Genomic DNA, 22,465 nt, shown 5'->3' on the forward strand with positions numbered 1-22,465 from the left:
GGGTTATAAATTGTCATCTCTACAGAAAAACTGGTGGTATCTGCTGATCCGGGGAATTATTATGCTGATTTGCGGGCTTGTTGTTCTCACCTTTCCTATTAGTTTTGCCAAAATTGGAACGGGTGTTCCTCTGGTACTGACCGGATTGTTTCTGATCTTCTATGGTGTACAGGATCTGCTGTCAAAACATTTTCCAGGAAGTGGTTTTCAACACTCATTGGAAAGTATCTTAATGATCATAATGGGTGGTTTGCTTTGTTTTGCACCGGTAGCTTCTGCCATGATCATTTTCAGACTCCTGGGTTTTACAACTTTTGCCGGAGGAGTTCTCATTATACTGAGAGCTCTATACAACAAAAAACACTCCGTCCAAAGTAAAGAAATCTGACAATCAGTCCTGAATCTGAAGAGCCAGGAAGGTTTGATCATCATGCTGCCTGGCATCTTTTGCAAAATCGGCAATGTAAAGCTCCACAGCCGTGATCAAATTCCCGGGGGATTTATCCAGATTTTCGGCTAAAAATCGGAGCAGCTGTTCCACAGACAATTCCTCACCGCTCAGACTCCTCGCTTCGGGGAGTCCATCAGTAAAGAGAAACAGATAATCCTGATCATGCAGGCGGATCAATTTATGCCCGAATTCGGCATTTTTATCCACGCCAATGGGCAATCCCTCCGTATCAAAGCTCCTGAACTGTTTCTCCTTTTTTCTAAATAGATAGAGTGGGTGATGAGCCGCATTGGAATAGGAGAGTTCCTTCTTCTTTTCATCGAGAACAAAAACAGCCATGGTGGCATACTGATCCACACCGATTCTTCCTGAAATATGGTAGTTCAATTCTTTTAAGAGTGTATTTGCTGAACGGTGTCTACTGCATATGGAATGAAGGATTGTCCGGATCATGATCATCAGCATGGAAGCCGGAACTCCTTTCCCTGCCACATCACAGACTGTATAGAGAATTTTGTCTTCATCCAGACGTATGGCATCAAAGTAATCTCCACTGATTCCCCGGGCCGGGCGGGAATGAATCATGGCTCTGCCTATACTGAATTCAGGCATCTGTGAAGGCAGGAGTCTCTTCTGTATGGCTGCAGCAATGTCTATTTCTTTCTGAATTTCCCTGTTTTCAAGAAGAGTCTTATACTTGTTGACATTATCAATAGATTGAGCCGTATAATCGCTATAAGCTTTGATGAATGTAAAGTCCAGATCAGAAAAGAATTTGTCTTTCTGTGTTTTGTAAAAGACTAGCATGCCCATCAACTGTTTTCCCACAATGAGTGGCAAGCTGATCAAGGATGAAATAAAGAGCCATTCATCACTCACAGCATTGTAGGGTAGTCCTTCAGAGTCTACATTGTCCTTGATAAACAGGGGAGTTCCCGTAGTCATTGTGATTCCAAAAACAGGTGTCTCCGCGCTGAGTGGATGAGATTCAAAATACTCTTCCACATTACTCCGGACCATGGAGATTCTTTTATCAAGAGAAAAGGGGGGCGGACAGAAACCTGTTCTGCGGACAAGATTTAATTCACTCCTCTCACTGTCTACGAGGAACAGCATAGCTGCATCAGCATTGATGGAATCCATACCCAGTTCTACAATAGTCTCCTGAAAGGACTCAATATCCGTATCTGTACCGATGGCATTACCGATATCCTGAAGAAGAAACTTCAGTAAATTCAGCCGTTCAGACAAACCTTGTGAAAAGGAATGATATTCCTGAACAAGGACATCAAATTCATCAACATTTTTATGATCCTTTGAAAACTCCAGTGTCCCTTCAGTCATCCTTTCTACCTGACGGTTTGTCTCTTCGACTCTTCTGACAATGCTTCTCGAAAATTGGGAAGAAATAATAAGTGAAATCAAAAGTATGAAAGTGACAGCAGAAATGACGAGAGTAATGCTGTTCCTGATATATTGAGTAACCTCAACCTCCAGTTTTTCCGTTAATGACTCAATACGGAAGTGATAAATATCAAGAGAATGATTCAGAGAAATCTGAAAGTCTCTAATCAATTCAATCTGTTTCATGGCAGATTTATCATTTATTTTTGATTTGGAAAGATACAGGTCATATAAACCTGCATCAGTTCCATCAATAGCCAGATCAGATCCAGTAAATTTATTCAGTTCCAAAATGTAGGGATTGATTGTCAAGCTATAAATATCACTCCATTGGGTCCACCTGGATTCCATCATCTTTTGAAATACTGGACTCAACCGCCTGATAAGTTTTGATTTAAAAACATTATCAATACCCTTATGGACAGCAATTAAATCGTTCATCCAGTAGTCAATCGCAATTTTGGGATATTTTTTGTCTGTATATAGGAGGAGATTTCTATCTGTAAAACGGGATAGGGATATATTGAGTTCTTCGCAGCTCTGCTGAAAGTTTTTGATTTTGTATACAGTCGTAAATCTTGAAAAAAGAAAGATAGAAGACAGTAAAAATCCTATGATAAGGATAAAACTTGTCAATCCGAGTCTCGTCTGGATTTTCATTTGGCAGCTCCCTTATACCTGGCGATGAACAGGGTGCGGTCATCCCTTTGACCGACATTTCGTTCAAAGAAACTAAGGTCCTTATTAATGGCATCCTGCAGCCAGTCTACAGAGCGGTCAGAATATTTTTTTAGAATATTCTGGGGATGATTCCATCCATAAAGCTGATTCATTTCATTCCTTGTATTGTGGAACCCATCGGTCATGAGCAAAAGAAACATATCTTGCCTGAGTGATCCTTTAACAGATATGAATTTGCCGGCACTCTTCTGTTGTGCTGTGATCAGTTTCAGTGTGTCAGATTTTTTATCGAAAAGGATCATTTTCTGTCCTGAGGTTCCACAGTAGTGAAATAACTTATTATTAGGTTCCACTAGACAGAGGCTAATCTTCAATTTGGTATCCATCCCTGTTGTTTCATGAAAATTATCAAGAATAGTATTCAGCATTTCAGCCGGTTCCTGATCTGCCTTGACCAGGATACGAACCAAGGTTCTTAAAATGACCAGAAGCATGGATGAAGCAATCCCTTTTTCTTCAACTTCCGCCAGGCAGAAGAGCCATCTCTCCTTACCAAGAGGGAAAAAGTCATAGATTTCCCCACTGATTCCCTTCTGTGTATAAGTCTTAACTGTCAAATCAAAACCATTGACCCGGGGCAGATTGGGAGGCAGAAGGCTCTTCTGGATATCTGAAGCAATTTCCATTTCACGGTTCAATCCCGAAGATTTGAGCAGCTCCGTATATTGCGCCAGGTTATTCAAAGTTACAGCACTGAATTCGACAAAGGATTGAATGTTACTGTAATCCATATCAGAAAAGTGTGTTTTTTCAGTGTTTTTTTGGAGACACAGGAGAGCAATAACGTTTTTTTCAGAAATGAGTGGGAGAATAAGACAGGAGGATATGTAGTCTCGATCAAATATGCCTCTTACAGGGATCAGATTCTGCCCCTCCAGACTGCGTAGAAACAGGGGTTCTCCCGAAAGTACAAATATTCCGATGATCGTTTTTCCAAAGGGAATCGATTCATTGTACTCCTCCTCATAAGGAATGGCAAAGGAACTGCTTTTCAATCTGCAAATGACCTGCCGCCTCTCATAATCAGGAATATAGAGAGCCCCCGAATCAGCATGTGTATTTTCAATGGCCAAATCCAGGATTGACTGCTCAAGGGTCAGAGCATCGGCTTCGGAGGAAAGGGATTGTCCCATATTGTGAATAATACTTCCAATATTATTTAACTTCTGCCAAATTGTTTCGGTCAAGAGATTAAAGTTTTGCCCGATAGTAGCCAATTCATCCTTTGATTCAATATGGATTCTGGTGAGCAGGTCTCCTGATGATATTTTTAGAATACCCATACTGACATGATTTAGTGTATTGATCAGGTTTCTATAAATACTGACAATAATAATGATGGAAAGAAGCAGTCCAAGAAAAACAGTAATTCCGGTGAGGAGAATGATAGATTTAATTTGTCCCTGAACTTCTGTGATGATATCTAGGGTGATTGATACAAAAGAGTCTGTAAGCGGTCTATGCCAGAGTATAAATGTTCTTATCTCTTCCTCAATTTTGACCATTGAGGCATAAAGAAGTTTATCCTGGTTTCCCTGCTCCAACATATCCTGAACTTCCAGCACAAGGGTCGTCTCATACAAATGAGGACGGACTTTTGAAAGCTCATCTGAAATATTCTGAAAGTAGGACTCAAAATTTCGTTCCTTATACATATCCCGAATCTTAATGATTCGATTGATTGTTTCTTGATTTAAATACTGCAGGTTTTCATTTGCTGAAAAATCGTCCAAGCCTTTCTGAACATCTTTACCGGCCCATCCCAGGGTGTGAGTGGGGGCCTCAGTGGAATTCAATACAACCCTATTGGCATACTCCAGATTCAGAAGAAGGTTCCTTACAGAACTGGCTTCCCTTTGCAGGTCTTTTAAATCCAGGAGTCTAAAGGAGGTTATGATAAAAATCGAAAAAATAAGAATAAAGAGTAGAAAGACCGAGACATTGATTAAAAATAGTTTATTTCGAATTCTCATGATAGTGGCATCTCTTTGTGAATGAAGTGTAAATCACATTACCATACCTGACCTTGATTTTGCCAGTTCTTTTTATGATTTGTCAGCGTCTTCCCTGCATCTGAATACAGTTTTCCGGGCAATAAGCTTTACTTTGTTAAAAGGGATTGCCATAATTATCCAATGACATTTAGATACACTCAACACAAAACCCTGATCATCCTGTTTTTCCTGGTCAGTTTGAATTCCTGCGGAATAAAAACGATGGATTCTGTCTCTGATTCACAGCTCCTGCTGGGAACTTCCTGTTTCATAACTATTTTCAGTATGGATGGAGAAAACAGCCCCGAATATGCCATTGAAAGAGGTTTTGCAACAATATTGGAGATGGAAAACCGCCTGAGCACCAATATAAAGAGCAGTGAGATATCCACTCTTAACAAGCTTAAAACAGGCTCACTCACTCCGGATACTCTTTTTATTATGAAAGAGGCACTGAAAATAGCCTCTCTTTCTTCGGGCCGCTTTGATCCATCTATTGGTTCTCTTGTGTCCCTTTGGGGAATAGGAACAGATTCTCAGAGAGTGCCTTCCACCCAGGAAATCAAGAAGGCCCTTCAGTCTGTAGACTACAAGACCATTCAGGTGAAAGGAAATACGATCAGCCTCCAGAAAGAGGGGATGATGATTGATCTGGGAGGAATTGCCAAAGGACATGCCGCAGATCTGGTTAAAAAGGAATTAATTAAGGCAGGAGTCACATCGGCTATCATCAACCTGGGCGGGAATGTTCAACTCCTTGGAAAAAAAACAGACGGGTCATCCTGGAAAATAGGCATACAGAATCCCGAGGATCTACGGGGGCAGTACATCGGAATTCTGGAAACAAAAGACAGCGCTGTAGTCACCTCGGGTATTTACGAACGATTTTTCATTGAAGATGGAGTACATTACCACCATATATTAGATTCTGAGACTGGATATCCTGTTAATAATGGAATTCAAAGCCTGACGGTCATCACCGGCAACAGCCTCTGGGCTGATGGATTATCAACAGCCCTTTTTTCATTAGGAATGAAAGACGCCATGATCTATGCCGAAAACCATCCTGATATTGAAATCATTATCATTGACAGTGAAAATCAGATTCACCTCAGTTCTCACATCAAAGAGAACTTCAAACTGACAAATAGGGCAGATTTTACCTACTCTCCCTGATCCTTATCTTTCCGGGTGATGAGGATTAGATTCTTCGCCTTATGGTCATAAGGATCTTTTTCGAAACTGCCATATATTTCTATTGTTGAAAATCCTGCTTTCCACAGCATTGCGGCCATTTCAGAGGCAGAAAAAATTCTGTGAGAAAAACTGTATTCTGTCATTTTATCATCTTTATAAAATAGCCACCGATTGCATAGTTCCGTCCAGTTCAAATCGACAGAATATTCAAGCATTATTTTTATACCCTCCCGTTCAAACCATGTCCGCTCCTCAAAGTCCCTGGCCAGAATCTCTTTCCCAGTCATTTCCATGAAAAGAGTCCCTCCCGGTTTTAAGGCACTATTAAGTTTTCTCAACAGTTCAAGATCATCATCAGGGTCTTCAAAGTAACCGAAGGAGGTAAACATATTGATGATGGCATCAAATTTATTTTCATAATCGATGGTTCTGGCATCCTTATGAATGAAATCCACCTCCAGTGATCTGCGGCTGGCTTCTTCTCTTGCTAGATCAAGATAGCCCTGTGACAAATCCAAACCGCTGACCTTGCAGCCTCTCTCGGCCAACTCCAGGGAATGACGTCCTAAACCACAGCAGCAGTCAAAAACCAGGTCATTCTGTTTCAGACTGCAGAGGTTGATAATCTGTTCAACCTCATAGGCAGAGTTCTTCATCCTCTGGGCATCAAACATAATGGGACCATATGTTTTCCAGAACCATTCATCTGAAAACCAGGAATTCTTTTTTTTCTCCATTAAAACTCCAAATTGGATTATTTTTTGTTACAATTAAGTTATTGTGTTGATATTAAGATAAGTTAAACATAGATAATTTTACCATAATTGAGTTTGCTTATGATAGATGTATATAGAAGGCAGGAGATGACTGTGAACAATCGGATTAAAAAAACTACGATACTCTTATGGATGGCAATGTTTCTTACATTTTCCATTGCGGCGGATTCCTCGGGAGAATTGGCATACCCCCTCTATTCACCTCTGTTTCTAGGAAGCGGAGCCTCGGTCACCAGAATGGATTCGCCTCAGGCGGCCAGTATAAATCCTGCGGCATCCGCTAATGTTCAAAGGGTAATTCTGGATTTAAACTACATTAATTTGTCCGGATGGGAAGAATCAGGCATGGGTCATGCCGTCAACACAGCCTTGGCCTATCCTTCAAAATATGGAGTATTTACAGGCGCTCTTCATTTCCTGACAACTGAGGCTCTGAATGCACCCTCAATGGATTTCGGGACATTTGGTTCTGTGAATGCCGCTTTTTCAAAAGAAATCTACAAAGACTTTTACACTGGATTCAGTCTTAGTTCTGCCCTGGGAACAGACATGGACTGGGGTGCGGGTTTAAATATAGGATTTATTCATAAACCGGGAACCATCGGTAAAATGAAAAACTTCCGATGGGCCGGATCATTCAATCAGATTGGTAAAGGATACGGCAGTGTAAAAAGTGGAACATACCTGAATGCTGTTCCTAATAATTTGACCCTCCAATTGGGAGCTGGTTTTGATATCATCGATAAAAAAGATTTTACCTGGGCTATCAATGGTGACATTGCCCTGCCTACTTTTTCTGATGTAAAAGTGGAACTGGGACAGACTATTACAATCCAGAAAAATTTGAGTATTGCCACATCTTCTTCCGTGATACTCTCAGATTCGATTGAGGGGAACTACCAGACCCTCATACCCTCAATAGGCATCAGTTATAACTACTCATTCAAGCCGAAGGGAGAAGAAAAGACTCGGAAGCAAACCAGTGAGATTGAATTTCAAGCCTCCGGAGCACCACTGTACAATGGAGTTGTCGCCATTGGAGCTGGTGCCACCATACCTTTTGGTGTGAGAGATACCAATCCGCCGGAGATAAGCTATGATTATAAAGATCCGATTTATATATCACCCAATTTAAATGGTGTTCAGGATGAACTGGATTTCCCCTACAGCGTGAAGGATGAGCGCTATATCATGGGCTATACATTCTCTGTTTATAATGAGGATGGAACTCTGGTTAAAGAATTCAAAAATAAGGACGAACGTCCTGAAAATGAGAGTTTTAAAAATATTTTTGACAGGTTGTTTGCTGCTAAAAATGGAACAGGACTCCCCGAGACTTTCCGTTGGGATGGTGTCATGGAGAGTGGAGAAATTGCTCCCGATGGAACTTACAGCGTTCAAATGTCTTTCAGGGATGATAATGACAACCAATCAGAATCAGAAAAAATGACCGTTGTATTAGATACGGTTCCTCCTGTAATCAGCCTGGAAAAACCCCAGGGTACGGGACTGATATTCTCTCCCGACGGTGATGGGAATAAAGAAAAACTGTTCATCAAACAGAATGGATCCTCTGAAAATCTCTGGACAGCTGCTATCAGGAACCTCGATGGAAGTGTCGTTAAAAGCATAAAGATTGAAAGCAACTCACCCGAATCTTTTTATTGGGATGGAACGGATGACCAGGGAATCATTGTTCCTGATGGTGTTTACAGCTATGAAATTGAGTCTACCGACCCTTCAGGAAATCATGTATCAGAAAAACTTGAGAATATTCTTGTCAACACAGAACAGCCCCCTGTCAATCTGACCATCGACAACGCCTGGCTCAGTCCTGGAAATACTGATGGAATTGACACAATCAATTTCGGTCCTGTCATTCCTGTGACTTCCGGCATCATAGAGTGGGAACTCCAGGTGCAGGACATGCAGGGTAAAAGCTTCTGGAGCTACAACAATAGAAGATTAGGCATCCTGGAAGTACCAAAAATTATTAATTATACGGGAGATGCCGGGGTAAACGGCCGACTGGCAGAAGGAAGATACAGAGGATATCTAACCATTCAGTACCAGAATGGTTATACTCCAGAGGCCTATTCTCCCGGATTTACTGTGGATACAAGTGCGCCGATCGGCCGGGTCAGCGGAGATCAGATACTCTCTCCTGATGGAGACGGATTTAAAGACACCCTGACTCTTTCACTGGATACATCTGAAGAGGATTATTGGGAAGGTTTTATACGTAGCAGTAAGAATGAAACCGTAAAATCCTATTTCTGGAGAGGAAAAGCAGACCCTCAGATAGTCTGGGACGGCAGAGATCAGGAAGGACGGTCTGTTCCTGATGGGAAATACAACTTTTATCTCGAAGCCTTTGATAAGGCCGGGAACAGAGGGATTTCTCCTGCTCATAGTTTCTCACTGGATACAAGAGAGATGTCTGCGAAGATTTCAGTCAGTGAAGATGCTTTTTCTCCTGATAATAATGGAGTCAAGGATGAAGTCACATTCTTTACTGTCATTGATAATCCGGAAACTGTAGAATCATGGACATTGAAGGTCCTTTCGGAACGAGACAAGTCCACAGTAAAAACCTGGAAAGGATCTGGAAAAGCAGCCCTGACATATACCTGGAAGGGAGAAGGGGACAGTGGAGGAAAAGTCGTAGATGGGACCTATAAGGCAGAGTTGACACTGGTCTATCAAAAGGGTGACCGTCCTGTTGTCCAAACGACACTATTTGAAAAAGACACTGTGCCACCCGTTCTGAATGTTCAGTCAGATAAGACCCTCTTTTCTCCTGATAATGATGGATTGGGGGATTCTATTCTGATCAGGCAGAGTTCTTCTCAAGAAGCTGAAATTACAGCCCGGATGATGGATGATGCAGGGAATACAATAAGATCCTGGTTCTGGAAAAACAGGCCGGAGGATCTGAACTGGGACGGCAAGGATGAAAACGGCAATATTGTTCCCGATGGGCTCTATCAGTATAAGTTGAGCTCCTCTGATGCCGCCGGGAACAGCAGTGAAATCAGTTTGAATAATATTGAAATTGTTACGGCGGGCACAGCTGTTTACCTGACCGCTAAAAGTTCCTTATTTTCTCCTCTGTCAGAACAATTCAGCTCTCAGGATTTTACGGTCTATGTAACCAACAAGAAGGGGATTGAGAAATGGACTCTGAAAATAAAGGATTCTGAAAACACTGTCGTTAAGACTATCAGTGGTAGGGCTGTGACTCCCCCTCTGTTGACCTGGGATGGGCGCAGTGATAGCGGAAGTCTTCTTGAAGGAAGCTTCACAGCTGAGCTTCAGCTTGTTTACAGTAAAGGAAACAAGCCAGTGGCTCTCAGCCGTGAGTTTTTACTGGACAATAGTGCTCCCCTGGTAGGCATTGAACTTTCACCTGTCCCATTTTCACCGGATGATGATAATGTGGATGACGAGCTGAAGATTGGATTGAGTGTTCGGGACCTGTCTCCCATAAGGGACTGGGAGATGACGATACGGGACCCTAAGGGAAAAGAATTCATAACATTCGGCGGCAGGGGACGTCCCTCTGAAAGAATCATCTGGGATGGACGATCCCGTCAGGGGGAGCTGGTTCAGTCGGCAGAAGATTATCCCTATGAAATCAGGGTTACAGATTTCCTGGGTCATTCCACAGCAGAAAAAGGGTTAATTCCCGTAGATATTCTGGTGATCCGTGAGGGAAATCAACTGAAAGTCAGAATTTCCAACATCACCTTTCAACCCTATAAAGCGGCTCTTGTTTCAGAAGGAGATCATGGTAATAAGAATAGGGAAGTACTGAAACGCCTGTCGGAAGTCCTTAAAAAATACGGATCCTATGGTATTGTTATTGAAGGTCACGCTGTGAGTGAGTATTATAACAACCCTGTCCGGGCTGCCAGAGAAGAAAAAGAAGAACTCCAGCCCCTTTCACTGTCACGCGCAGTCACTGTGAAAGAATACCTGAATACACAGGGCATACAGGAATCAAGAATGAATGTCATCGGTAAGGGAGGGACTGAACCTGTCGTACCCCACAGTGACTTGGAGAACAGATGGAAAAACAGGAGAGTCGAATTCATCCTGATAAAATGACCCAATACAATCTATTTGCAGCCTGCCCCTTATACTTAGAAGACCTTCTGGAAGAGGAAGTGATTCAATGGGGCGGCTGTATAGAAAAAAGGACGACCGGAGGTCTGTCTTTTACAGCCACATTGGAGTCTATCTATAAATTTTGTCTTCATACCCGTGTTGCTGGACACCTTCTCCTGCTCCTTCATGAGTTTAATCTGACAGAGCAGCTGGATTCCATAAGCAAGGAAGCCATGAGCTTCCCCTGGGATACCATAATGGCTCCGGATGCCACCTTTTCCTGTAGAGCCTCTGCCAAAGGGCGGGGGAACATTAACCAGCAACTGGCTACTCTGAAACTGAAAGACGGTGTCGCAGACTACTGGAGGGAAAAAACAGGGAGCCGTCCTGATGTTGACCGGCAGAATCCGGATATCAAGGTACAGGTTCATGTTCAAGACTCTATCAAGGGGCAGATCTATCTAGATCTTTCAGGAGAAAGCCTTTCAAACAGAGGATACAGATTGGATTCATCCATGGCAGCCTTAAGAGAAAATACGGCGGCAGGACTGCTTCTCCGTTCAGGTTGGAAGACTTTCAGCCGGGAAAAAGCCATCCTCATCGATCCCATGTGCGGCAGCGGTACCCTTCTTGTTGAAGCAGCCATGATCGCAGCAGATCTGCCGGCAAATCTCTATAGAAACCATTATGGTTTTATGAACTGGAAATCCCATGATCAGGATCTTTGGGAAGAGATCACCGATCAGGCGGAAGAAGAGTGGAATAAAGGGTTGGAAAACCTTCCGAGAATAACGGGCTATGATATCGATAAAAAGGCGATTGCTTCGGCCACTGAGAATGTAAAAAGAGCTGGTCTTGAAAAATATATTCATGTAGAAAAGAGGTCACTGGAAGAGTTTTCTCTGACAGAAGCACAAATATCCGCTCCTAAAGGTTTAATTGTTACCAATCCGCCCTACGGTGTGAGACTCGGTGAAAAAAATGAAATCTACTCCCTTTACCGGAATATAGGAGATATGGCCAGAGATCCTCAATTAAAAGGGTGGAATCTTACGGTCATTTCAAATGATAATTCTCTCCTCAAGGCGATTGGTCTGCGCCATAGCCGGGAAAACAAAATCATGAATGGAGCTCTCTCCTGTTTTATCTATCATTATGAATTATTCGGAAGTGAGAAAAAAAAGAAAGACCTGGATACGAATCATCAACCGGAAGAACAGAAACTGAGCAATGAAGGAATTCAGTTCCAGAACAGGCTTATAAAAAGAAAAAAACACCTCGGGAAGTGGTTAAAAAGAGAAGAAATCAGTTGTTATAGACTCTATGATGTGGATTTGCCCAATTTTAATTTTGCCATTGATGTCTATGAAAACAAATGGATTCATATACAGGAGTATAAGCCTCCTGTCACCGTTGATATGGTAAGATCTGAAGAGCGGACAAAAGAAGCCCTTACCATATTGAAGGATCTTTTTTCACTGCAGAGTAACCTAATCTTCCTGAAGCAGAGACGCAGACAAAAAGGCCAGGACCAGTATCGTCCCCTAGGATCACAGGGAGAACGTTTTCTGATTCGGGAATGGGGCCAAAGAATCTGGGTAAATTTTACGGATTACCTGGATACTGGAATATTCCTTGACCATAGGAATATTCGCCGGTACCTGCTGGAAAACAGCTCCGGAAAATCAATGCTAAACCTTTTTGCCTATACCTGTACAGCCAGTTTGATGGCTGCAGCTGGAGGAGCCTCCAAGGTTGTCTCTGTTGACAGCTCCAAAACATATCTTGCCTGGGGCCGTGATAACTTCAGCCTGAACAGCTTGAGAAGCCCATCATTTATTTTTGATCAATCTGACAGCTTTAAATGGTTAAGGTCAAATACTGGTTTTTTCGATATAATCTTTCTGGACCCTCCCACATTTTCAAACTCGAAATCCAGAACTTCTGTTTTTGATATCCAGAATGATCATTGTGCTCTGATTCATCTATGCATGAAGAAACTGAATAAAGATGGTTTATTGATTTTCTCGAACAACTACAGACAATTTGAAATGGATAAGGAAATCCTTGATGAATATAACATTTCCGAAGAGACAAAGTGGACGGATTCAGAAGATTTTCAAAAGAAAAAGTCTGGCCACCGCTGTTGGTTTATCCGCATTAAATAAACAGAATGGAATTGTATAACTGAAAATCTGCGTATATTATGTATGTATGTTTTGGAGAAGAATTATTACATCTGTTATGTTCGCTCTGGGGATCGCCCTCATTTTACGCAGTCTTCTTAATATAATACCGATATTAAGAAACAGAAAAAAAAATGAGGATACAGAGGATGAATGAAGATTCTGTAAACGAGGAAACCTCAAAGCTTCCTTCGGTGTTCCAGATGGATTTGCAGAAAAGAGAAGAATTTCTCTCTCAGGTCGGTAGTTTCACCCAGGAGCAACGAAGGATCTTTCACAGGATCTGCGATTTTTATGATCCTGTTCTTGATTACAATCGATTTGTTCTTCATGCAGGAAAAGACATTCTTTTTGCAAACAACCAGATCGAAATAATGATGAGGAAAATCAAGAATGCCCACTATGGTCTGCTAAAGTTCCGCTTGATTGATGGAGAACTCAAAGCAGATAAAATTATCGTGACCAACAGAGATTCCCGAGAATTTTACATCAACCTGATTGAAGACGAAATTCAAAGAAATCTAATGGATGATTCACGGTCATTTCTGAAACTCCCGGACCTGGAAGAACAAAACCAGAGAGTACCCTTTGATTTTGTGGATACAATGCATCCTGAATCACTAAGCCCATCTTTTATCAAACTCAATAAGAATGAAGCCCGAATTTATACCATGCCTCTCAAGACGGGAGCCCCCTTGCTGGCAACATCAGGATCTTTGGGAGACTTGATTGAGCTCAGTCAGATCCGCATCAAATCTTATCTGAACAATACTTCCTTCATATCGATTATCTCCCGATATATGAATATAAAAATCAGTGATATTCAGAGGCAGCTGAGTGGCAAGGATCGATCCTTTTGGCTCAATCTGGCGACTAATATATTTCAAAATAAAGAGGACCTTCAATTACGCCTCAAGCACCTGGAAGACACTCTGTTTCAAGGGAGTGAAATTATTTTTCACTATTATACAAATTGTTTAAAGGAAGAAAAGCAGGAAAGAGAGGACAATGCTGCCAAGTATGCGGCCCTGGATGAAGTGTGCATGGAGATTCTTCAAAAAGAAAACTTTCTTATCACAGATGAAGATCTGATCAAGATATTGGAACCCTATGCAAAAAAATGGGAGGGATTTAAAGAGTATTTTTTTGAATCGGCAGTCAAGATGAATAATAAAATCGGCCTTCCTCTCATATTGAATATGGATGCACATTATATTCACAGGGACCATGTTTATCCTTTTTTCCGCTCTGAACTCTCCATTCAATCCAAGGAATTGAAGTTATATTATATTCAGCTTATGGAAAGGATGCTCCGAACCGGGAACAAAGATAGAATAACCGTTTTTTATACAAGAGAGACATTCAAAGAAGACGTCATGGATATGATCAGAAAAGAGGCCCCGATTCTTGCTGAATTTCTGATCAAACCAAAAATTGTATCCGAAGGGATTGTTCATTACTTCAAGAATCTAAAAAAAGTCCGGGATGTAAATAAAATCAAGGATTTCATGAATAATTTTTTTGATCAGGGCATCATCCGTTTTAAAGATACAGATTTTCTACTCAATCTTTACCTTCTTGAAATTTTTGATGAAGCCTATAAATTTCTTTCCTGGTGGAAAAAAATGGTTCTTCGTCTTTCCGGCAGGAAAGATAGTTTTATTAATCAATTTTCCGGACTTTCAAGTAAAGAAGATTTGCCTCCTCTCAATATGATGAACCCAAAGAAGTCAATTTCTAAAAGATCACTCGATTCCTACCAAAGGATAGGCAAAACCCGCAAAAATGATAAATCAAAAAACGATGGACAGACCAGACGAAAAAACCAGGACCTCTCCCAGAAAATGTATAGTGTAAAACAAAGGGAAAAGGCCTGGCTTGAGTTTGAAGATGCTTTTCATAGGAAGAATCAATAATATACGCATTTTTCAATCTGATCTGTTCTATAATTTGATGTATGAAGAATCTTGAAATCTTTAAAATAGAAAATCTTTTTCATTATACCGAATATGACAAGGAGCTGGCATCTCAAATGATGCAAATGGCCATTGTTGATATTCCGGTCTTCTTTAAGAGTGCAGAAGAGAGTTTGATTCAAAAAAAAAATGAAGCAGCCCGGCGATTACTTCATAAAATTAAAGGCATCGCCGGTGTGATCGGAGCAGAAAGAATACACTCTTTGAGTCAGGACTGCGAAGCATCACTTCAAGCACAATCAGACGATGACAATATCACAATATTGATAAATATCCTTAAAACTGAAATAGAACTATTCTGCCACACTGATGAAGTGAATGATGTTGCAGGATTAGCATGATCGAACACAAAAATCATAAATTGAACCGGAATGAAATTATTCTTCACCCGGGTGACTATTTCTCTTCCCATGAAAGGATCATCATATCGACAATTCTGGGATCCTGTATTTCAGTGGCTCTCATCGACAGTGAGAATAAATGGGGAGGTATGAACCATTTCCTTCTTCCCCGGATGTCCGTGAATAACCCCGATAACATCCTAAAAGATAAAAATGCACGCTATGGTGTTCATGCAATGGAGTTACTCATTAATGACCTTTTGAAAATGGGATCCAGGAAGAATCATTTGGTTGCCAAAGTGTTTGGAGGCGGATCTGTCCTGAATTTCGACTCCCCTGATAAAAAAAACATAGGTTTTTTCAACATACAGTTTATATTTCAATTTTTGACAAATGAGAGGATTCCTGTGACTGCATCGGATACAGGGGAATATTGCGGCAGAAAAGTTCTCTTCTTTCCTGACACAGGTAAGGTTCTGGTAAAGAAACTGCAGTCCAGTAAAGTGATATCTGATATTAAGAAAGAGGAGATGAAAGCAGCAATTTATTTGAATAAGAAAAAAGAGGAGCAGAAAATCATTCTTTTTTGAAGAATTTCAAGTATCATTTATATAGGTATTATAAAATTTTCTAGAATTGAAGATAAGAAAAGAAAATGATAGACTTTATTTGGTAGATGCACTGAATGTCTAGATTATCTGGGAAGTTCAGGACACTGACTAAAGTACCTCAGTTTCCTGAATATAAGTAAAATTTTGACCATCAGTGAAATAAGTAATGTTACAGCATAGAAATAAAGCAGAATAAGGGTACAGGTATGAAAAAAATTCTAATTGTTGATGATTCACGTACTGTTCGAGAAAGTCTAAAGTTCTTCCTTACAGAGGGAGGATATGAGGTCATTGAAGGAACTGATGGTCAGGATGCACTTAATGTAGTAACGGGTCAGAACTGTGACCTGGTCATTACAGATGTAAATATGCCGAATATGGATGGCCTGACTCTCATATCCAAATTACGGCAGATGAAGGAATTCAAATTTACTCCTATTCTGGTTCTTACCACGGAATCTCAACAGAGCATCATGGAAAAAGGCAAAGAATTGGGCGCAACCGGATGGATTGTAAAACCCTTTGATAACGAAAAGGTCATGGGAGTCATCAGGAAGGTCCTGGGAGATTGAATATGGCTGAGGAAAAAAACAAAACTGTTCAATTCAAAGGTAATCTTGATATACGGCAAGCCGAATCGATGCATGATATTCTAAAAAAATACCGCTCTGGAAGCATAGAGCTGATTCTGGATTTAAGCGGAGCCGAAGATATTGATTTTGCAATTATTCAGCTGCTTTACAGTTTTAAAGTATCTCTGAAAGAAGACAAAAGAAAAGTGTTACTCAAAGGTATGAACCAGAAAATTGCAGACAAAATCAAACTATGCGATTTTCATGATCTTCTGTTGAGGAGCTGAAAAAAATGAGTTCAATGAATCAATTTAAAGAAACCTTCAAGGAAGAAGCCTATGAGCTCCTAGGCAGTCTTGAAGATCTTTTAATGGATCTGGAAGACGATCCCAAAAATCCAGATGCCATATCCGCAGTATTCCGGGCTATTCATACGATCAAAGGCTCTGCCTCCATGTTTGACTTTAACGGTATTGCGTCCTTCTCTCATGTGGTCGAAACTGTTCTTGATGGTGTTCGGGAAGGCGAGGTGAATGTTACTAAGAAGCTTATTGATCTGACTCTTTTAAGCCGGGACCATATCCTATCCATGCTGAATGCAGAAGATGATTCAACTCCGGAATTTGAAGCCGTTTCTCAGGATATTGTACTAAAGATGAAAAAACTTACCGTGGATACGATTGATGCAGAAACAGTTAAAATCCAGGAAAAAAATACAGCGGATGATGAAACCAAAAAGACAGTATCAATCTACAGGATTCAGTTTGCTCCTGATGAAAATATATTTCTATCTGGTACTAATCTGCTCTCATTGCTCAATGAACTACGGCAGATGGGTGAGTTTGCCTGCATCTGTTACAACGATGACATCCCCGAGTTTGATTTTTTTAATCCAGAGCTCTGCTATGTAAAATGGGACATTTATCTAACGACGAAACACAGTATTAACGATGTCAAAGATGTGTTTATATTCCTGGACTCCAGATCAAAAATTAATGTGGCTCTGATCTCTGACTGGCAGAATATGCTGGCTGATGACAGTAACCCCAAACTGGGAGAGATTCTGGTAGAGAAGGGGCTTATCAAATCTTCGGATCTGGACACGATTCTGGATTCACGTAAGAAAATAGGTGAACTCCTTATTGAAAAAGGAATGGTTTCTACTTCTGATGTTAAATCAGCTCTGGAAGAACAAAAAGTATCCAATTCAATAAAACAGAACCTCAATTCAGGAAGTACTTCCAGCATACGTGTAAAGAGTGAAAAACTGGATAGCCTTGTTGATTCTGTTGGGGAACTTGTGACGGCCCAGGCAAGACTTTCTCAGCTGGCAGCGCAGGAAAAATCGGCAACGCTCATATCTCTGGCAGAACAGATAGAGAGGCTCACTTCAGATCTTCGGGACAACACAATGAGTCTCCGTATGATACCCATCGGCACAACCTTTTCTCGTTTTAAAAGACTCGTTCGGGACTTGTCTTCCAGCCTGAATAAGAATATTCAACTGGTAACCAGAGGAGGTGATACGGAGCTGGATAAAAATGTAATTGAGAAACTGAATGACCCGCTTATTCATTTGATAAGAAATTCCATTGATCATGGCATAGAATCTCCAGATGAGAGAGAAAAATCCGGGAAAGAAGGGACTGGAACCATCACCCTGGATGCTCATTATACCGGTGCAAACGTACAGCTTCAGATCAGAGATGATGGTCATGGACTGAATAAAGAAGCCATACTTAAAAAAGCTATTAAAAAGAATCTGATTCCGCAGGATGCTCTTCTCAGTGATGAAGAAATCTACAACCTAATTTTTTTGCCCGGTTTTTCAACCGCTCAGAGTGTGACAAGTGTCAGTGGACGGGGTGTGGGTATGGATGTCGTCAGAAAACAGATTGATGCCTTAAACGGCTCTATTTATATTAAGAGTGAATCCGGGAAAGGAACAGAATTTTCATTGCATCTTCCCTTCACACTGGCCATCATCGAAGGACTCCTGGTGAGCATTGGTGATGAAAAATACATTTTTCCCCTCTCCATGGTACAGGCCTGTATGGAATTAAGTTCTGAAGAGAGAAACTCTCATGGAAAAAAAAGGCTCACAGAATTCAGGGATTCTGTAATCCCTTATATTAGACTCAGGGAACTTTTTGTATATGACGGTGAATTACCCGACCGGGAGCATCTGGTTGTCATTCAGACTGAAAATAATCTGACCGGGTTTGTTGTTGATGAAGTCATCGGAGATCATCAGACAGTCATTAAAAACATGGGAAAACTGTATAAAAGTATCAATTACATTACAGGAGCAACCATTCTGGGTGACGGAAATATTGCCCTGATCCTGGATGTAAACCGCCTGGCTATTCTCGCCAGAAAAGAGAATTAATCTGAATGACAACTCTGGAAAGACCCAACCTAAACGACCGGGAATTTAAAAAACTGAGTCAATTTATTGAAAAAGAACTTGGCATTAGAATGCCTGAAATAAAACGGGTGATGCTTGAATCCAGACTTCACAAACGGTTGAGGGCTCTTTCATTGAATAATTTTGAGGAGTATTGTGACTATTTATTCAATGATAAGAGCATGCGGATTGAGTTTCCCTTGATGATTGATGTTGTCACTACGAATAAAACAGATTTTTTTAGAGAACCAGATCATTTTGTCTATCTGGAAAATAGTATCATCATACCCCGTCTTAAGGAAACTGGAGGATGTGACCAATTTGATATCTGGTCATCCGCCAGCTCAACGGGAGAAGAAATATACACCCTGGCTATGGTGATGGAAGGAATTCGAGAAGAATATACCCGATTAAAGTATACCATTGCTGGTTCGGATATTTCGCAGGAAGTCCTCAGTAAAGCAAGAAAAGGCGTGTATCATATTTCCAGGATAGAGACTCTTCCGATGCATTTAAAGAAAAAATATTTTTTAAAAAGCAAGAAACCCGAGAATGAACTTGTTAAAGTGAAAAAGATTCTTCAAAAGAATGTCAATTTTTTTCATCAGAATCTTATGGATGATCAATATGATATTAAACAGCAGTTTGATGTCATTTTTTGCAGGAATGTACTTATTTATTTTTCCCAGGAAAAGCAAAAGAAAATTCTTTTAAGCCTCCATAAGCATCTTAAGAGTGATGGCTACCTTTTTCTGGGTCATTCTGAAACTATTACGGGATTAAACCTTCCCTATATTTCCATTGCTCCGACTATTTATAAAAAAACTTGATCCTGAGGAAAAAATCATGGCAATAGATAAAATAAAAGTATTAATTATTGATGACTCTGCTGTGGTCAGACAAACTTTATCCATGATCATCGAAGACGAAAAAGATATTGAAGTGATCAACACTGCCCCCAATCCAATCATCGGAGAGAAAAAAATAGCCCTCCAGAAACCGGATGTTATCATTCTTGATATTGAAATGCCTCAAATGGACGGTCTGACTTTTTTAAAAAAATTGATGTCCGAGAATCCTATCCCTACTATTATCTGTTCCAGTAAAACAGAAAAGGGCGGTCAGAATGCAATCACTGCCATCGAACTGGGAGCCGTGGATATTGTCCAGAAACCTAAAGTCGGTACAAAGGAATTCCTTCAGGAATCAAAAATCAGAATCTGCGATGTTATCAGAGCAGCCGCCCGGTCCAATAGCCGGGTCAAAAATCATCATTTCAAGGCTCCAGTGTCTGTGGCTCCCAAACTGACAGCAGATGCCATACTTGCTAAATCAAACAGACCTCTCTCTATTGATACAACAGAAATGATTGCCGTTGTTGGAGCCTCTACCGGGGGAACAGAGGCTCTGAGAATCTTTCTTGAGATGATGCCCATCAATTCTCCCGGGATTGTTATTGTTCAGCATATGCCCGAGCATTTTACTAAATCTTTTGCTCAGCGTCTGAACAGTTTATGCAAGATTGAAGTGAAGGAAGCAGAAAATAATGATGTCGTTTACCCGGGAAGAGCATTAATTGCCCCCGGAAATATGCACATACTTCTCAAACGACAGGGAGCCCGTTATTATGTTGAAACAAAAGATGGACCCCTTGTCTGCAGGCATAAACCCTCGGTAGATGTGCTGTTCCGTTCAGCAGCCCGGTATTCAGGTCCGAATACAGTGGGAATCATCATGACCGGAATGGGTGATGATGGAGCCAGAGGGATGAGTGAAATGAAAGAAGCCGGGGCCTACAACATAGCCCAGGATGAAGCAAGCTGTGTTGTTTTCGGAATGCCCAAGGAAGCCATTAAAAGAGATGCGGTAGACTGTATACTTCCTCTCAATAAAATTGCAGCAGAATTGATCAGGAGAACGAATGAATAAGGGTCTTAAAATCAATGATGAGCTTAAAAGAATAGTCGATTCTCTGGGTGACGTTTATCTCAATATGGCTGAAAATTATCCGAAATTAATGCGGAAACTGGAAGGAAAAATTGAAGCATTAGGTTCCAACCAGGGAAATGACAGGTCTTCTATGATCAATATGGACCATCTGGTACAGGAAATTGAGCAAACCGTATCCAATGAAGGAGCAGTTCTCAATGATATTTCGAATCGTGACAGCCGCTTCCTTGACCGGATCTCTGAAGAATTAAACACAATCAAGGATCTTGATAATAACATTGATCAGATTGAAGATGACTCTGCTGAGTTGGAGCTTATTTCACTGAATGCTATGGTGACAGCCCTGAAAGCTGGAAAGAACGGTGGAGCATTTCCTTATATAACCGAAGAGCTGCAAAAAGTTTCTAAAAGTTCAGCCAAGCTGAGCAATGGGTTGAAAACAAAAGGTAAGGATTTAAGTAACTATTTTGCAATGTTTCTAGGAAATATCAATATGGAAAAGGATACTCTGGCGAGTCTGGTGTCTTCTATTGGTAAGGATTTTTCGAATTTGACTGAAAGGACAGCAACCTACCAAAAAAGATCCTTCGACCTTATTGATACTGTAAAAAAGCAAGTCAAAGAGTACAAAAAGCCTCTCTATGAGATTCTGGCAGAAGTGCAAAAACATGATATTGTCAGGCAGTCTATAGATCATGTCATTCTGGCTATTGAGCATATAAGACCGGCTCCTGACTCAAACGTCGAAGAGCAGCTTGAATCACTGACTTACGGAAGTAGAGTCTATGGTTTCTGTAATGATATTTTAAATGAAATTCATACAGAGTTGAACAAGACATACCTTACTTTTAAGGAAAAGTCAGAAGATTTGAATTCCCTGATCGGTTATTTGCAGAACTCAGGAAAAAAAATGCGGGAATATGATAATGCTATGACTTCCAGGGATGAAATAGTTTCAATACAAAGAAACATAGAGAACCAACTGGAAAAACTTAAAAAAGACAGTGTTCAGATCCATATTCAAAAAACTCTAGAAGGTATTTATAAAGAGATTGCCAATCTTGAGGATGCCTATAAAGGTTTTTCAAAGATCATCAGTTGGGTTAAAACAATAAATATTTCAAGCCGGGTAGAAGCAGCTAAACTGCCTCATCTGGAAAACATGGGTTATATTATTGAGAACATCAGCAACAGAGCCAATTCCATTGAAAAATCAGTGGATACGATCATTCATAGCATCAGTGATTTCAAGAAACATTCGGATACTCTTTTTCATGATTATTTTTCAGTCTCTTCAAAAGATAATGATCATATTGAGTTCATTGCCAGCGAACTGAAATCCAATCTCACTCTTGTTAATGACTACAGCAGCAATCTGGACTTCCGAATGTCCGAATTGTTATCCACAGTAGATGATTTTCTTCAATTGTACAGAATCACAAATCAGGATCTGAAGAGAATGGAAATCCTGGTCAAGGAAATCCTGGGAATAATAAAAGAGGTGCAGGGAGAGAAAACTCTCGTTGATCAGGATATGAACCGTCTTTTGACTCAGGAAGGGCTAAACAGTTGGGAACTTAAAGGGAATGAGATAAAACAGCTTATAGATAAATTCACCATATACATCCACAAAAAAAAGGTTGAATCAGGAGACTCTTTAGAAATTGATAAAGAGGGCGCCATAAGCGGCGAAGTGACTTTGTTTTAATAATCTATTGACAGTGGACTCAGAGCCACATAAAGTATATT

General features: G+C 40.6%; 16 protein-coding genes. 13 read left to right on the plus strand and 3 right to left on the minus strand.

The features are described 5' to 3' along the window. Positions 1-388 (plus strand): DUF308 domain-containing protein (locus tag PF479_RS04030; protein ID WP_298002434.1); only part of this gene is annotated, 388 nt, incomplete at its 5' end. 3 nt (positions 389-391) lie between these two features. Here PF479_RS04030 and PF479_RS04035 read toward each other — a convergent pair. Continuing rightward, positions 392-2,515, minus strand: coding sequence for a PP2C family protein-serine/threonine phosphatase (locus tag PF479_RS04035; protein WP_298002436.1), 2,124 nt, complete (start codon positions 2,513-2,515; stop codon positions 392-394). Continuing rightward, complete coding sequence (locus tag PF479_RS04040; protein WP_298002438.1) at positions 2,512-4,569, minus strand: SpoIIE family protein phosphatase; 2,058 nt, start codon at positions 4,567-4,569, stop codon at positions 2,512-2,514. The genes PF479_RS04035 and PF479_RS04040 overlap by 4 nt, the downstream gene beginning before the upstream one ends. Positions 4,570-4,731: 162 nt before the next feature. Here PF479_RS04040 and PF479_RS04045 point away from each other — a divergent pair, with 162 nt between their 5' ends. Next, positions 4,732-5,766, plus strand: coding sequence for an FAD:protein FMN transferase (locus PF479_RS04045; RefSeq protein WP_298002440.1), 1,035 nt, complete (start codon positions 4,732-4,734; stop codon positions 5,764-5,766). Here the strand turns inward: PF479_RS04045 and PF479_RS04050 are convergent. After that, entirely contained in the window at positions 5,754-6,524 is a 771-nt protein-coding gene (locus PF479_RS04050; protein ID WP_298002442.1) for a class I SAM-dependent methyltransferase, read from the minus strand. The two genes, PF479_RS04045 and PF479_RS04050, sit on opposite strands and share 13 nt — an antisense overlap. Before the next feature lie 132 nt (positions 6,525-6,656). Between PF479_RS04050 and PF479_RS04055 the strand changes: the two genes are divergently transcribed. From PF479_RS04055 to PF479_RS04105, 11 genes are all read left to right on the plus strand, one after another. Beyond that, the gene (locus PF479_RS04055; protein ID WP_298002444.1) at positions 6,657-10,673 is read left to right on the plus strand and encodes a FlgD immunoglobulin-like domain containing protein; all 4,017 of its coding nucleotides are present in this window, start codon (positions 6,657-6,659) and stop codon (positions 10,671-10,673) included. Continuing rightward, positions 10,634-12,841 carry a bifunctional 23S rRNA (guanine(2069)-N(7))-methyltransferase RlmK/23S rRNA (guanine(2445)-N(2))-methyltransferase RlmL gene (rlmKL, locus tag PF479_RS04060; RefSeq protein WP_298002447.1) on the plus strand — a complete coding sequence of 736 codons (2,208 nt, stop codon included), beginning with the start codon at positions 10,634-10,636 and terminating at the stop codon, positions 12,839-12,841. The genes PF479_RS04055 and rlmKL overlap by 40 nt, the downstream gene beginning before the upstream one ends. A gap of 167 nt (positions 12,842-13,008) precedes the next feature. Beyond that, on the plus strand, positions 13,009-14,775 hold the full coding sequence (locus tag PF479_RS04065; protein WP_298002449.1) for a hypothetical protein: 1,767 nt from the start codon (positions 13,009-13,011) through the stop codon (positions 14,773-14,775). Between the two features lie 41 nt (positions 14,776-14,816). Continuing rightward, positions 14,817-15,176 carry an Hpt domain-containing protein gene (locus tag PF479_RS04070; RefSeq protein ID WP_298002451.1) on the plus strand — a complete coding sequence of 120 codons (360 nt, stop codon included), beginning with the start codon at positions 14,817-14,819 and terminating at the stop codon, positions 15,174-15,176. After that, positions 15,173-15,766: a chemotaxis protein CheD gene (locus PF479_RS04075; protein WP_298002453.1), complete on the plus strand. Its 594-nt coding sequence runs from the start codon at positions 15,173-15,175 to the stop codon at positions 15,764-15,766. Before PF479_RS04070 ends, PF479_RS04075 begins: the two co-directional genes overlap by 4 nt. Positions 15,767-15,993: 227 nt before the next feature. Further along, positions 15,994-16,359, plus strand: a complete 366-nt coding sequence (locus tag PF479_RS04080) for a response regulator (RefSeq protein WP_298002455.1) — start codon at positions 15,994-15,996, stop codon at positions 16,357-16,359. A 2-nt stretch (positions 16,360-16,361) separates the two neighbouring features. Continuing rightward, positions 16,362-16,646: a lipid asymmetry maintenance protein MlaB gene (locus PF479_RS04085; protein ID WP_298002457.1), complete on the plus strand. Its 285-nt coding sequence runs from the start codon at positions 16,362-16,364 to the stop codon at positions 16,644-16,646. Between the two features lie 5 nt (positions 16,647-16,651). Continuing rightward, positions 16,652-18,748, plus strand: a complete 2,097-nt coding sequence (locus tag PF479_RS04090; RefSeq protein WP_298002459.1) for a chemotaxis protein CheA — start codon at positions 16,652-16,654, stop codon at positions 18,746-18,748. Positions 18,749-18,753: 5 nt separating this feature from the next. After that, positions 18,754-19,596, plus strand: coding sequence for a CheR family methyltransferase (locus PF479_RS04095; protein ID WP_298002461.1), 843 nt, complete (start codon positions 18,754-18,756; stop codon positions 19,594-19,596). Between the two features lie 16 nt (positions 19,597-19,612). Continuing rightward, positions 19,613-20,695, plus strand: a complete 1,083-nt coding sequence (locus PF479_RS04100; RefSeq protein ID WP_298002463.1) for a chemotaxis response regulator protein-glutamate methylesterase — start codon at positions 19,613-19,615, stop codon at positions 20,693-20,695. Then, the gene (locus PF479_RS04105) at positions 20,688-22,424 is read left to right on the plus strand and encodes a hypothetical protein (protein ID WP_298002465.1); all 1,737 of its coding nucleotides are present in this window, start codon (positions 20,688-20,690) and stop codon (positions 22,422-22,424) included. Before PF479_RS04100 ends, PF479_RS04105 begins: the two co-directional genes overlap by 8 nt. Positions 22,425-22,465 lie beyond the last annotated feature (41 nt).

The organism is Oceanispirochaeta sp., assembly GCF_027859075.1.
Classification (GTDB): Bacteria; Spirochaetota; Spirochaetia; order DSM-2461; family DSM-2461; genus Oceanispirochaeta.